Source organism: Paenibacillus sp. FSL K6-2859, from assembly GCF_038008265.1.
GTDB classification, from domain to species: Bacteria; Bacillota; Bacilli; order Paenibacillales; family Paenibacillaceae; genus Paenibacillus_AQ; species Paenibacillus_AQ nitricinens.
Genome location: NZ_JBBOYU010000001.1, coordinates 5,532,000 through 5,544,715, shown reverse-complemented (window position 1 = coordinate 5,544,715; position 12,716 = coordinate 5,532,000). Strand labels below are relative to the sequence as shown.

At 45.1% G+C, this 12,716-nt stretch carries 9 protein-coding genes; all 9 read left to right on the top strand.

What is annotated here, in order from left to right; translation table 11 throughout:
- Nucleotides 1-48 precede the first annotated feature (48 nt).
- The 9 genes from ispG to MHB64_RS24750 all read left to right on the top strand — a co-directional run bounded on the left by ispG (nt 49) and on the right by MHB64_RS24750 (nt 12,716).
- On the top strand, nt 49-1,176 hold the full coding sequence (gene ispG, locus MHB64_RS24790) for a flavodoxin-dependent (E)-4-hydroxy-3-methylbut-2-enyl-diphosphate synthase (protein ID WP_060621818.1): 1,128 nt from the start codon (nt 49-51) through the stop codon (nt 1,174-1,176).
- A 151-nt stretch (nt 1,177-1,327) separates the two neighbouring features.
- Nucleotides 1,328-1,999: a hypothetical protein gene (locus tag MHB64_RS24785; protein WP_341135574.1), complete on the top strand. Its 672-nt coding sequence runs from the start codon at nt 1,328-1,330 to the stop codon at nt 1,997-1,999.
- Nucleotides 2,000-3,060: 1,061 nt separating this feature from the next.
- Complete coding sequence (gene lonB, locus MHB64_RS24780) at nt 3,061-4,770, top strand: ATP-dependent protease LonB (protein WP_094873524.1); 1,710 nt, start codon at nt 3,061-3,063, stop codon at nt 4,768-4,770.
- A gap of 293 nt (nt 4,771-5,063) precedes the next feature.
- Complete coding sequence (gene lon, locus MHB64_RS24775; RefSeq protein ID WP_042191259.1) at nt 5,064-7,427, top strand: endopeptidase La; 2,364 nt, start codon at nt 5,064-5,066, stop codon at nt 7,425-7,427.
- 12 nt (nt 7,428-7,439) lie between these two features.
- A complete protein-coding gene (gene yihA, locus MHB64_RS24770) occupies nt 7,440-8,096 on the top strand; it encodes a ribosome biogenesis GTP-binding protein YihA/YsxC (RefSeq protein ID WP_256989994.1) in 657 nt (218 codons plus the stop codon).
- A gap of 104 nt (nt 8,097-8,200) precedes the next feature.
- Nucleotides 8,201-8,983 carry a tyrosine-protein phosphatase gene (locus MHB64_RS24765; RefSeq protein WP_094873522.1) on the top strand — a complete coding sequence of 261 codons (783 nt, stop codon included), beginning with the start codon at nt 8,201-8,203 and terminating at the stop codon, nt 8,981-8,983.
- Between the two features lie 136 nt (nt 8,984-9,119).
- Nucleotides 9,120-11,144, top strand: coding sequence for an S-layer homology domain-containing protein (locus tag MHB64_RS24760; RefSeq protein ID WP_341135573.1), 2,025 nt, complete (start codon nt 9,120-9,122; stop codon nt 11,142-11,144).
- A gap of 125 nt (nt 11,145-11,269) precedes the next feature.
- Nucleotides 11,270-12,049 (top strand): YveK family protein, encoded by a 780-nt coding sequence (locus tag MHB64_RS24755; RefSeq protein ID WP_341135572.1) that lies wholly within the window; start codon nt 11,270-11,272, stop codon nt 12,047-12,049.
- Nucleotides 12,030-12,716 carry a CpsD/CapB family tyrosine-protein kinase gene (locus MHB64_RS24750; RefSeq protein WP_060621833.1) on the top strand — a complete coding sequence of 229 codons (687 nt, stop codon included), beginning with the start codon at nt 12,030-12,032 and terminating at the stop codon, nt 12,714-12,716. The genes MHB64_RS24755 and MHB64_RS24750 overlap by 20 nt, the downstream gene beginning before the upstream one ends.

The following is a 12,716-nucleotide window of genomic DNA, read 5'->3' as shown; positions in this document are numbered from 1 at the left end:
TAGCGGTTGCGAAGGGGTGGAGCTTTGGCGTTATGGGGGAGAAAAATCATGTTCTTGAGACACCAAACCCGTCCTGTCAATGTTGGCGGGCTCATTATTGGGGGAAACAACGAGGTTGCGATTCAAAGCATGTGTACAACCAAAACAGCTGATGTGGAGGCTACTGTAGCCGAAATTTTACGGCTTGAGGAAGCAGGCTGCCAACTGGTACGCGTTACTGTCAACAATGAAGAGGCAGCCGCCGCGATTAAGGAGATCAAGAAGCAGATTCATATCCCACTCGTAGCGGATATTCATTTTAACTATAAGCTCGCGCTGATGGCTATTGAGAACGGCATCGATAAAGTCCGGATTAATCCGGGGAATATCGGTCGTCGGGAGAAGGTAGAAGCAGTAGTTAAAGCTTGTAAAGAAAAAGGAATTCCGATTCGGATTGGTGTAAACGCCGGTTCTTTGGAGAATCATCTCTTGGAGAAATACGGATACCCGACTCCAGAAGCTATGGTAGAAAGTGCGCTGTACCATATTGGCATTCTGGAAGAGCTGGATTTCCACGACATTATCGTTTCCTTAAAAGCATCCGATGTGCCTATGGCCATCGAGGCTTACCGTCAGGCTGCGGAAGTCATTCCTTATCCGCTGCACCTCGGGATTACAGAATCCGGCACCTTGTTTGCCGGTACAGTAAAAAGCTCCGCAGGTATCGGTGCACTGCTCTCTATGGGCATCGGCAGCACCCTGCGTATCTCGCTTAGCGCTGATCCAGTGGAAGAAGTTAAGGTGGCACGCGAGCTGCTGAAGACCTTCGGTCTGATCTCTAACGCGGCTACACTCATTTCTTGTCCGACTTGCGGACGACTCGATATCGATCTTTTCTCCATCGCTAATGAGGTGGAAGAATACATTTCGAAGCTTAAGGTGCCTATTAAAGTATCCGTGCTCGGCTGTGCCGTTAATGGCCCTGGTGAGGCGCGTGAAGCAGATATTGGTATTGCTGGTGCCCGTGGGGAAGGGTTGTTGTTCCGTTACGGTCAGATGATTCGTAAGGTGCCTGAAGCGGAACTAGTGAATGAGCTGAAGAAGGAAATTGATGCGATCGTTGTAGCGTATGAGGAGACTGGTGAAATCCCAGGCCGCGCTCATGCTAACCTTGCACCTCCGGTGCAATCGAAGTAACTGGTATTTTACGAATTAATGATTCAATTCATAATAAGTGGCGAAGAACGCCCTGTTACACCCCGGTATATCCGGTGGTGGGAATGGGGCGTTTTTTTTGCGTGGAATTAATTAGTGTGGGGAAGGACGAATGAATAAGGGGGAACATCGAATGAACTATGAACAAGCGCATGAAGCGTTTATTGAGAAACATCTAGCAAGCAGGACTGGGGAAAGACGAGGAAGGCTAGAGAGAGGGCATCGTCATGCCGAAGAGATGTTTTTACAGAATGTATGGTGGGCGCTTCGTGGGGATTTCGCTGATCTACATCCGGAGTATGAGGTGCTGGATTGGCGCGGGCGATCTTATTTTGCTGACTTTGCTTTCTTGCCAGGACCCGTAAAATTATTGTTTGAGATCAAAGGATATGCAGCACATGTAAGAGACATGGACAGGCTGAAGTATTGTAATGAGCTAAATCGTGAGACGTTTCTGTACGGAATGGGTTACCAAGTAATCTCATTTGCCTACGACGATGTGGAACAGCGCCCTGAGCTATGCGTTACGTTGCTAAGATTGGCGTTAAGCCGCTACCAAATTGTAAGTGCACCGAGTGGTGGAGCAACTCTCACGGAGAAAGAAATTATCCGATATATAGCTGGAAAAGCGGGTGTAGTTCGACTTAAAGATATAGCAGATTATTTCGCGCTAGATCCTAAAACGGTACGATTGATGCTTATGAGATTATGCGAGAAAGGCTGGCTGAAAGCCGTGAAAAGGGAAAATGGCGTTAGAAATGTAGGTTATGAGTTAGCTCGGGATGTCTTATTTTACTGGGATTGATTAGCATAAGTTAAGGGGAGTAGTTAGGGATGAGTGTATTGTGAGAAAGAGCTGCACTTCAAAAGTAACTATGATTGTATGCCTGTTATAGGGAAAATCTCCCTATAAATAGACCGATTTTGCTCGAAAAGTGAGATTATACGGAAAACCTCCCTATAAATTCGCTAAAAGTAGCTGTTTGTACGTAAAACCGACGAATTATAGGGAGGAATTCCCTATGAGCCCCTCATTGGGATCGCCCTTCTCGAACTATAGGGAGTTCTTCCCTATAGTTCGGGGTCATAACCGAGCAAACGAATAGATATTTACCGAAATATTTCAACAAGGTTACTTTGCGTACTTAGTGAATTCATTGTATTAAGATAATTTCCGTTACTGAGGAGCCAAGACTAATCAAGTTACTTTACCCATATAGACAAATACTACAGTTACAGTATCTAATTAGATTTGATACAAGTAGCAATCCAATTAGCTAAAGTAGGCATTCGGCGTAAATTGTGAATACGATTTGCAAGGTGAATCGGTGTACAGATGCTCACTTCAAAGGTAACTATGATCGCATTCCTGTTATAGGGAAAATCTCCCTATAAATAGACCGATTTTGCTCGAAAAGTGAGTTTATATGGAAAACCTCCTTATAAATTCACTATAAGTAGCTGTTTTTACTTGAATCAACGTAATATGGGGAAAAATTCCCTATAAGCCCTTCATTGGGACTACTTTCTTCAAACTATAGGGAGGTTTTCCCTATAGTTCTTGCTAATTGGGTCATAACTGAGCAAATGAGTAGATATTTAGCGAAATAAATTAATAAGGTTACTTTGCGTACTTAGTGAGTTCAGTTTATTAAGATAATTATCATTACCGAGGAACCCAGACTAATCAAGTTACTTCCCCCCATTCAAACAAGTTTGTTACTAAATCTCAGGACTCCACCGACTGTCCTACACCAACAATTCAACAAATCCTCATTTGTGCGTTTACTAATTACCGAAACGGCTATACTACCTAATAGTAGCCAAAGGTGGAAAGGTAGACTGAACGAAACAGGAGGATGACCTATGGAATTAAGTATAGTTGTGATGATCGTGCAGCTCTTTTTCGCGCTGGTTATCGGCGTATACTTTTGGAATCTGCTGCGGGGTCAGAAGACAAACAAGACGGCGGTAGACCGAGAGTCGCGTAAAGAACTGGATAAACTACGGAAAATGCGTATGATTTCATTAACCAAACCCTTGTCGGAGAAAACTAGGCCGGCTTCTATTGGAGATATTGTCGGGCAAAAAGACGGGCTGCGCGCCCTGAAGGCCGCATTATGCAGTGCTAATCCGCAGCATGTGATTATTTATGGTCCGCCGGGAGTCGGCAAGACTGCAGCGGCACGGGTGGTCATGGAAGAGGCAAAGCGCAATCCGCTATCCCCTTTTAAAAACGATGCCAAATTCACTGAAATCGATGCGACAACCGCTCGTTTTGATGAGCGAGGTATTGCTGACCCGTTAATCGGATCGGTGCATGATCCTATCTATCAGGGTGCCGGAGCTATGGGTGTGGCAGGCGTGCCGCAACCGAAGCCGGGCGCGGTGACAAAAGCACATGGCGGGATTCTTTTTTTGGATGAGATCGGTGAGCTTCACCCCATTCAGATGAACAAGCTGCTAAAGGTGCTGGAGGACCGGAAGGTGCTGCTAGAGAGCGCGTATTATAATTCGGAGGACAATAATACTCCGGCTTATATTCATGATATTTTTCAAAATGGATTACCTGCTGATTTCCGTTTAGTTGGCGCGACTACGCGTTCCCCGGATGAGATCTCTCCAGCACTGCGTTCACGCTGCATGGAGATTTATTTCCGTCCGCTATTGCCGGATGAGATTGCGGTCATCGCGCGTGACGCGATACAGAAGATCGGACTGAAGCCAAGCCCGGATGCAGTCACTGTTGTGCAGCAATATGCAACAAATGGCCGGGAGGCAGTCAATATGATTCAGCTCGCAGCTGGATTAGCGCTAACGGAGCAGAGAGATACGCTTAATGCTGCTGATGTAGAATGGGTAGCAGGCAGTAGCCAGCTGCCACTTCGAACAGAGCGCAAAATTCCTTCGGCGCCACAGATTGGATTAGTTAACGGACTTGCAGTGTATGGACCGGGAATGGGCACCTTGCTCGAGATCGAAGTATCCGCAGCACCTGCGCAGAACGGTCAAGGTAGACTGAACGTAACCGGAGTGGTAGATGAGGAAGAGATTGGCGGAGGTTCTCGTACAATTCGGAGAAAGAGCATGGCTAAAGGCTCCGTGGAGAACGTATTGACCGTACTGCGCACCATGAATCTGGAACCGGACCGATATGATCTGCATGTGAACTTTCCAGGTGGAACTCCCATTGACGGACCTTCAGCAGGGGTTGCGATGGCAGTGGCTATTGTCTCCGCCATTCGTGGTCTTCCCGTGGATAATACCGTAGCGATCACTGGTGAGATAGGTATACATGGCCGTGTGAAGCCTGTTGGTGGTGTAATTGCGAAGGTGGAGGCTGCTTTTCAGGCGGGAGCTACTACGGTGCTTATTCCAAAAGAAAATTGGCAGTCCCTATTCGCTGACCTCGCCCCACTACGCGTCATTCCTATGGAAACGGTGGATGAGGTCTTCCGTCATCTGTTTGGTGCTGATACAGCAGATGTAAGGCTTCCTGCAGTAGCTGGTGAGCTATTCTCTGCAGCACCTTCGCTTCTGAAGGCCGATGCCGCTGGAGAGTCTGCAAAGGGTTAAGCTTTAAATATTACCTGGAATGTAAGCTAGGGTGTGTTATAGTTTCGATAAGTAAATCGAGACTTGCCGCTGGAATATAAAGGGAGCCGCAGGCGTGTCTGCTGCTTCCTTTTTTAAAGTATAAATTCACACTTTCCATAATCCTTACATTTCTTTGAGAAACGTTGCTGTTTTTTAAGGATAATAAGGTTGTTTATTCTTAAATTGCAAGTACTTTGTTGGTGTTTTGGGGCTGCTTTTGTTAGAATGAATTCATATGAGATTAATTGAGAGCCATGGGAGGTGCGAAAGCGATGATGACAAATAAAACAAAAGGTCGTCGTTTTCCTTTATTACCGCTAAGAGGTCTTCTTGTGTACCCAAGCATGGTTCTTCACTTGGATGTGGGCCGTGAGAAGTCAGTTCGGGCACTAGAAAAAGCTATGGTTGAAGATAATTTAATTCTTCTGTGTTCACAGTCGGAAGTGAATATTGAAGAGCCTGGTCAGGACGATATTTTTCGGGTCGGTACTGTCGCGAATGTGCGGCAAATGCTGAAGCTGCCAAACGGTACGATTCGTGTACTGGTTGAGGGTGTAGAACGAGCCGAAATTATTAATTATATCGATAATGATGAGTATTATGAGGTTATGGCGCGCGAGCTACCAGAAGAGGAAGATGGCGATCAAGAGTGTGACGCGCTGATGCGTACAGTACTTAATCAGTTCGAACACTATATAACGTTATCCAAAAAAGTGACACCAGAGACACTGGCTGCTGTATCCGATATTGAGGAGCCCGGTCGTCTTGCGGATGTTATTACGAGTCATTTATCGCTAAAAATTAAGGATAAGCAAGAAATTCTAGAGACGATTGATGTCAGTAAACGGCTAGAGAAGCTTCTTGATATTCTTAATAATGAGCGTGAAGTGCTGGAGCTTGAACGCAAGATCAATCAGCGTGTGAAGAAGCAGATGGAGAAGACGCAGAAGGAATATTATTTGCGCGAGCAAATGAAAGCGATCCAGAAAGAACTCGGCGAGAAGGAAGGCCGGGTGGGAGAAGCGGAAGAACTGCGGAATCTCATGGAAGAGAAGAATTTGCCGGAACGCGTGAAAGAGAAGATGGAGAAGGAAATCGATCGTCTGGAAAAAATGCCAGTGAGCTCAGCGGAAGGTGGCGTCATTCGCAACTATGTGGATTGGCTGCTGGGTCTTCCTTGGAATGAACAGACAGAAGATGACCTCGACATTAAGAAGGCAGAGCAAGTACTCGATGAGGACCACTACGGTTTGGAGAAACCAAAGGAGCGGGTATTGGAGTATTTAGCTGTTCAGCAGTTGGTGAAGAAGCTAAAAGGTCCGATCCTATGTCTTGTAGGGCCTCCAGGTGTGGGTAAAACCTCACTCGCTCGTTCCATCGCCCGTTCACTTAATCGTAAGTTCGTTCGCATTTCGCTTGGCGGTGTGCGTGATGAAGCGGAGATCCGTGGTCATCGCCGGACTTATGTGGGGGCAATGCCAGGCCGAATCATTCAAGGGATGAAGACGGCAGGGACGATTAATCCGGTTATTCTGCTAGATGAAATTGATAAAATGGCTGCAGATTTCCGTGGCGACCCATCCTCCGCATTGCTTGAGGTACTGGACCCGGAACAGAACAATACGTTCAGTGACCATTTCGTAGAGTTACCGTTTGATTTATCGAACGTTATGTTTGTTACAACAGCGAATGTTGTGCATAACATTCCGCGTCCGCTACTTGATCGGATGGAAATGCTGTTTATACCGGGTTATACGGAACTGGAGAAATTGCAGATCGGTAGCCGTTATCTTTTGCCGAAGCAGAAGAAGAATCATGGTCTTGCAGAAGATCAGCTGATCATTGAAGACGACAGTTTACTACGTATCGTGCGCGAATATACTCGTGAATCCGGTGTGCGTAATTTGGAGCAGCAGATTGCAGCGTTATGCCGCAAAGCCGCGAAACAGATAGTGTCCAAGGAAAAAGAAAGTGTAGTCATTCTGCCGGATGACATCAAGGATTACTTAGGTGCATCGAAGTACCGTTACGGTATGGCGGAGCTTGAAGATCAGATTGGCACAGTAACTGGACTGGCCTGGACTGAGGTTGGTGGCGATACGCTGCTGATCGAAGTGACTGTTGTGCAGGGAACGGGCAAGCTGACACTTACTGGACAACTGGGCGATGTAATGAAGGAGTCAGCGCAGGCCGCTTTCAGTTATACACGTTCGAAGGCGGAGGAGCTGGGGCTCCAGCCTGATTTTTATGAGAAGATTGATATTCATATCCACATTCCTGAAGGTGCGATTCCGAAGGATGGCCCGTCTGCAGGGATTACGATTGCTACCGCATTGATCTCCGCACTTACGAAGCGTTATGTTTCGAAGGATGTGGCCATGACTGGTGAGATCACTCTACGTGGACGTGTATTGCCGATCGGTGGACTGAAAGAGAAGTCTCTAGCTGCACACCGTGCCGGATATAAAAAGATCCTTCTTCCTAAAGACAATGAACGTGATCTGAAAGAAATTCCAGAGAGCGTGCGTAATGATGTGGAGTTCATACCAGTATCTAACATGGATCAGGTCTTGCATCATGCGTTAGTTGAGCATCATAATGAAATTAGCAGTGAGCCACCGAGTAGTGTGCATTAGAAAGGAAGTCCTATGAAAGTTAATATTGCCGAATTTATAATCAGTGCCGTTGGCCCTGATCAATACCCTGATGATGCTTTGCCAGAGGTTGCTCTGGCAGGGCGCTCCAATGTAGGGAAGTCATCCCTCATTAACCGAATGATTAACCGCAAGAATCTGGCTCGGACAAGCTCCACCCCAGGTAAGACCCAGCATATGAACTATTACCGTATCAATGAAGGCAGCATGTATTTTGTTGACTTTCCAGGTTACGGATATGCAAAAGTGTCGAAGACACAACGTGCGACATGGGGCAAGATGGTGGAAAAATATCTATCTGAGCGTGATACGTTGAAGCTTGTTCTGCTCATCGTGGATCTGCGTCATCCGCCGACCAGCAATGATAAGATGATGTTCGACTGGTTGAAGCATTATGATCTTCCTATGTGTGTAGTAGCGACTAAGGCGGATAAGATTCCGAAGACTCGCTGGCAAAAGCATATTAAGATCATGAAGCAGGAGCTTGGCGTGCTGCCAGGGGATAATTTCATTCCATTCTCTTCAGAGATTGGCCTTGGTAAAGAAGAGCTTTGGGGATTGATCGACGGGTATGTTCTCTCCTCTCCAGATTCTGAGGATGCTGAAATAGATGGAAATGAACCTCAGCAAGAGGAACCTACTGAAGCCTAAGACAAGAACTCATTTACAATCAAGCAACCATTCCATTTGGGAATGGTTGTATTTTTTTGTGGGTAAAACTAAATTTTCTATGGGAAGGGACCGATAGATAACATATGAAAGATATCCATTGCCACATCTTACCCTTTATGGATGACGGAGCTACTGATTGGGAATCCGCTCTCGCCATGGCGCAAGACGCCTATAGGGACGGAATTACATCCGTCATTGCCACACCACATCACGCCAACGGTCAATATATGAATAACTCCGCTAGTATAAGAGAAGCGGTGGATCTGATGAATGAGAAACTTCGTCAGCATGGCAATCCACTGCTTGTTCTTCCAGGTCAGGAAATCAGAGTGTACGGAGATTTACTGGATGATCTGGAGCGGGGGCAACTGCTAAGTCTTGCAGACTCGCGGTATATTTTGCTAGAAATGCCTTCTTCACGAGTCCCACGCAACATGGAAGAAATCTGTCACGAATTGATCATTCAAGGGTTCGTTCCGGTCATCGCCCATCCGGAGCGTAATGCTGAAGTAGCTGCCGATCCTTCTAAGTTAGAAAGATTGATAGAACTGGGATCACTCGGTCAGGTAACCGCACAAAGTCTTGCAGGCGTCTTCGGGAGTAAACTTCAGAAGCTATCCCTGGAGTTATGTCGTAGAAATGCAGTACATGTGTTGGCCTCTGATGCACATGACAGTGTTCATCGTCCTTTTGGATTAAATGCTGCTTATGTGGTTTTAGAGAAAGAATTAGGTCCTGAGATGCGCGACTATATGCGCGAGAACTCTCAGCAAATTGTGGCAAATGGTGAGGTTAATCATGGTAATCACGTACAAAAAAGGAGGAATCGACACAAATTGTTTGGGATTTTTTCCCGAAAGGGCTGACTAATCTACCTAATAGTGGTAGAATGGGTTTTATTGGGTGAATCGTTGATATACGTAATAGTGTAGACATAAGGTGAAATAGTCTAGGACTATAGTAACACGAGAATTTAAATACATATAAAGAGGTGGATATTTAGTGACTTTGAAAAAGAAACTAGTAGTATCGACATTAGCAGTTAGCATGGCAGCGGTTGCAGTAGCAGGACTTCCGCTTAGCAGCAAAGGATTGGCAGCTCAGTTTGGGATCGTTGGAACAGCATCCGCTGCAACTAGCGTGGATTTTGCAAGCTTGAAGGAGCGCGCAACGAAGCTTTATAGCACGCTTACTGATGCTGATAAGCAGACGCTTCGTGATTTCCGTACTGAGCTTCAAGGTCTTTCACGTGAGCAACTGGAAAAAGATTTCGCGCCTGTTTTGGCTCAACTTGAACTCAGCGATGGACAAAAATCTACATTGTTTGATTTCTATTTAGAAGTAGTATCGTCTATCTATACTCCGGATTTATCCGCAGTTACAGATATTCTGAAGTCCCCTAATTATGAGGCTTATCAAGCGCTACTGAAGGAAATCGGTAAACAAGCTGGTGTTACAGATCTTTCGGTTGAAGAAGTTTACAGCTTCATCTTTGGTTCAAACGGCGTTGAACAGAAGCTAATTAACTTGCTAAAAGGAAAATCAGAAACTGATCTGATTGATCTTATTGCTCATCCGAACAGTGAACTCGCGAATAAAGTGAAGGGTATTGTTCTCGATAGCACCATTGGTTCTGCCAACTATTCCTTGAGAGCGTCTCTAGCAGAACTTAAGATTACTAAAGAGATGATTTCAGCAACCAAGAATAATGTTGAATCAACACTTAAGAATGAAAAAGCAGCTGCGCTAGTTCTGGCGAAAGCTTACTACAACGCGTATCTTAAGACATCTACACCAATTACTGATCCTAGTACTCCGGGTTCCGGCTCCGGCTCCATAACGACTCCACCTGTATTAACTGTGGATCAGAAATTGGCAGCTGCGGCTACTTATGATGTATCTAAACTGGTACAAGTAGTAGATGGTAAAGCAACTGTGAAATTGGTAGATACCGATACAATCAATGCCTTGGCTAATCTTGCTGCTGCAGCTAAAGCTGCCGGTAAAGAAGGTACTGCCCTCACGCTGACATTGAATCTTGGTACGATCACTGCGCCTACTGTTGAAGTTCCGTTGTCCAAAGCTATTGTTGAAGCAGCTAAGACGAACGGCATTGCGAATATCGCAGTAACCTTTAATGGTGTAACCGTAACAATTCCTGTAAGTCAGTTCAGCACAGCTATTGCATTGACAGTAACTACCGCTAAACCAGAAGTTGTAACTTCTGTTACCAAACTGAAATTGGCTTCGGATGTGTATGAATTTGCACTTAGCGTGAACGGTGTAGCAACAAGCACATTCAAACAACCAATTACCATTAAACTTCCGCTTAAGAATACTGATGGTCTTGATAAAGAATTGCTGTCCGTAGCGAAGCTTGTATACGGTAGCCTGCAATTCCAAGGTGGTGTGCTTGATGGAGAGTTCATCGTAGAACCACGTGATACTTTCTCATCCTATGCAGTGCTTGAGAATAAAGTGAACTTTACGGATATTGCTAGTGTACAAGCATGGGCTGGCAAACAAATTCAAGTCGTAGCTGCAAAAGGTGCGATTGAAGGCGTAGGCGAAGGCAAATTCGCACCGAAGAGCAATGTAACTCGTGCAGAGTTCGCTAAAATGTTGATTCGTGCGCTTAACCTGGAGAACAATTCAGCTGTACAAAGCTTTAGCGATGTAAGTTCAACTGCTTGGTATGCACCATATGTAGCAGTTGCAGCAGAAAAAGGAATCATTACTGGACGCAGTGCGGCTAAGTTCGATCCTAATGCAACTATCACACGTGCAGAGATGGCAACAATGATCTCCCGCGCAGTGAAATCTATCAATCCAGCTGCAACAACGAATGTAACGGCAATCAGCCAATTCTCCGATGCTGCTAAGATCAGCGCATCTTTGAGAGATGGCGTAGCATTTGCAGCAGATCATAACTTGGTTATCGGAAATGCTGGTAAGTTCAACCCGAACGATACGGCAACTCGTGCTGAAGCAGCAGTAATTATCTACCGTACCATTAACTTCAAGTAAGTAAATAAAAAAGTATAGTATACAGCCTCCTCTCATGTAGGTGAGAGGAGGCAATTTTTTGCCAATAGGGAAGTACTGTAATATAGTAACGAAATATTTCAGAAATAGCTTGGAGGTAATTACACTTGTCATCACAAGAATTGGATCTTCGCGATTATTTTCAGATCGTCAGGAAGAGACTATGGCTGATTGTTAGCATAGTTGTTTTGGTGTGCGGTGTTGCTGGTGTGTACAGTCTGTATATTAAGAATCCGGTGTACGAAGCATCCACTAAGATTATCGTTAACCAGACACCGACACAATCGGCAGCAGCACAGCTTGATTTGAACCAGATTAATACTAATATTCAATTAATTAATACGTATAAGGAAATTATTAAGACTCCAGCCATCCTTGATATTGTTACGAGAGATTATCCGCAGTTCAATATTACTGCAGAAGAGCTGTTGAAGATGGTTAATGTGAGCTCTGTCAATAATACGCAGGTGATGACACTTGTCGTTCGAGATAATTCGTATCAGCGAGCCGCTGAAATCGTGAATGCCATTTCACTTGTATTCAAGGATGAGATTCCTAACCTATTTAATGTGGAGAATGTATCGATTCTGAATGAGGCCAAAGTGAATCCACTTATCGAGCCAGGACCGGTAGAACCGAATGTCTTAATGAATATGGCTATAGCTTTCATCGTTTCCTTGATGATTGGTTTAGGGATTGCTTTCTTGCTGGAATACATGGACGATACGCTGAAGACTGAAGCCGATATTGAGAGATATCTTGGTCTGCCAACGATAGCAATGATTACAAGATTGGGTTCAGAAGAAAATAAACAAGGCATAACACAGGCACAGACGCAAACATCCAGAAAGGCGGGCGAACTCGAACATGTCACAGCTGCCAAATAAACAACGTCATCTGATTACCGTTACGAATCCTCGCTCCCCTGTATCTGAAGCGTTTCGCGCGCTACGCACGAATATTGATTTTTCTTCTGTGGATGAGACTATTCAAGTGATTATGGTAACTTCGTCCGGACCGGAAGAAGGTAAATCAACGGTTTCTGCTAACTTGGCGGCGGCTTATGCTCAAGCAGATAAGAAGGTATTGTTGATTGACGCGGATTTGCGGAAGCCTACAGCACATAAGACTTTTTCGCTTAGTAACCGATTTGGGCTTTCTTCACTACTGTCTCAGCAGGCGGTTCTTGAGGATACTGTCCAAGATTCTGGTGTTTCCAATCTTTCCATCATGACCTCAGGACCGATTCCTCCAAATCCTGCAGAAATGATGGCTTCTAATCGGATGAGTACTCTTTTGCAGGACTTGCGCCAGCGTTATGATGTCATTCTTATTGATACTCCACCGTTATTGGCGGTTACAGATGCGCAGATCATGGCTTCCAAGAGTGATGGTGTCATTATGGTTGTCAGCTATGGCAAGGTAAAGCGGGATATTGCTGTAAAAGCTAAAGCTAACCTTGATCGTGTAGGTGCAAAAATGCTTGGCGTGGTGCTCAATAATGTAAAACGTAAAGCCAGCGAAGGTTACTATTACTACTACTATGGAAATTGA

Bases quoted from the DNA above. Each gene is read 5' to 3' on its own strand.
- yihA (WP_256989994.1), top strand. From the start codon at position 7,440: ATGAAAGTTAATATTGCCGAATTTATAATCAGTGCCGTTGGCCCTGAT.
- MHB64_RS24750 (WP_060621833.1), top strand. From the start codon at position 12,030: ATGTCACAGCTGCCAAATAAACAACGTCATCTGATTACCGTTACGAAT.
- MHB64_RS24785 (WP_341135574.1), top strand. From the start codon at position 1,328: ATGAACTATGAACAAGCGCATGAAGCGTTTATTGAGAAACATCTAGCA.
- MHB64_RS24765 (WP_094873522.1), top strand. From the start codon at position 8,201: ATGAAAGATATCCATTGCCACATCTTACCCTTTATGGATGACGGAGCT.
- lon (WP_042191259.1), top strand. From the start codon at position 5,064: ATGATGACAAATAAAACAAAAGGTCGTCGTTTTCCTTTATTACCGCTA.
- ispG (WP_060621818.1), top strand. From the start codon at position 49: ATGTTCTTGAGACACCAAACCCGTCCTGTCAATGTTGGCGGGCTCATT.
- lonB (WP_094873524.1), top strand. From the start codon at position 3,061: ATGGAATTAAGTATAGTTGTGATGATCGTGCAGCTCTTTTTCGCGCTG.